This window comes from Alcanivorax sp. HI0044 (assembly GCF_001634945.1).
The window spans coordinates 1-1,223 of sequence record NZ_LWEZ01000112.1 but is presented as its reverse complement, the minus strand read 5'-3'; the positions used below and the strand labels follow the sequence as shown (position 1 = coordinate 1,223).

The window sequence follows — 1,223 nt, the reverse complement described above, 5'->3', positions numbered from 1 at the left end:
GGAAACGGCTCCAGTCGATCAGGGTGAAGGATTCAGACAATTTGGCCACCAATGACAAGTGCTTTGTCCGCCCAGCATCTCACGCACTCCTGGTGCTCACCAGTACCATATGGGCCAAGCGTCAACGTATCCTTTTCGCCAGGAGGCTCAAAATGAATGCACCGGCAAAACAGCTTCATAACAATCCGACCGCTGCCCGCCCGACCATGGTTATCCCCACCGTCCGCCAGCCGGACTTCGACCTGGCGGACGATGTGCCCAAATACTGGTGGGATAATGACCCGCTAAAAACCCTGTTGCTGGGCGCCCTGTCCGCCAGCTTCCCCGCCGGGGAGCGATTCTTCATTGATTCCGTGCGACATTATCAGGACCGCATTAGCGATCCGGAGCTGAAGAAAGCCGTGCGTGCCTTTATCGGCCAGGAAGCCCACCACTCCAAGGAACACAAGCTGCTCAATGGCTATCTGGAAGAACGGGGCGTCGGCCTTGGCCGTCTGGATCGTGAAATTCAGGGCTTCATGGACTGGATGCGCAAGAACCTGTCACCGGAGCGGCAACTGGCGCATACCGTGGCCGTGGAGCATTTCACCGCACTGATGGCGGAAGAATTCCTGCTCAAATATGACGCCCTGGATGAAATGGACCCGCGCATGGCACCGATCTGGGCCTGGCATGCCATTGAAGAATCCGAGCACAAGGCCGTGGCGTTTGATGTGTACAAGCACATCGGCGGCAGCGAATTCACCCGCGTCACCGAGATGGCACTGGTGAGCGTTCTATTCCCGCTGTTTTCTACCCTGCATCTGACGCAACTTATGAAGGAACAGGGCGAGCTGACCAATGTGAAGTCCTGGCTCGGCGGCCTGAACTACATGTGGGGCAAACCCGGCGTGTTCCGCAAGCTGCTACCGTCCTACTTCAAGTTCTACAGCCCGCGCTTCCACCCGTGGCAACACGATGCCCGCGATCTGGTGGAAAAGGCGAAGAAAAAATGGCTGGGTGACTGGGCCTGATATCTGCTTTGCCGAATGCCAAACGCCGGATGCCGGACGCTTAAAATCACAAACCCGGAAAGGGTTGCATGGTGAGACAAAGCGACAAGGCTGCTGACTTAAATCCAGGCACTACGGGCATTAACTTGAAGCAGGATCAGAGGTGACGAAGCGCCTTCGCGCTTCGTCCATTGTAAAATAGCGGCAACGATCTATTTTTTGGGGCCAGGC

The 1,223-nt window shown here is 56.4% G+C and carries 1 protein-coding gene; it reads left to right on the top strand.

Translation table 11 applies throughout. The features are described from left to right. Nucleotides 1-152 precede the first annotated feature (152 nt). A complete protein-coding gene (locus A3730_RS01270; protein WP_063520809.1) occupies nt 153-1,013 on the top strand; it encodes a metal-dependent hydrolase in 861 nt (286 codons plus the stop codon). Nucleotides 1,014-1,223: the final 210 nt, after the last annotated feature.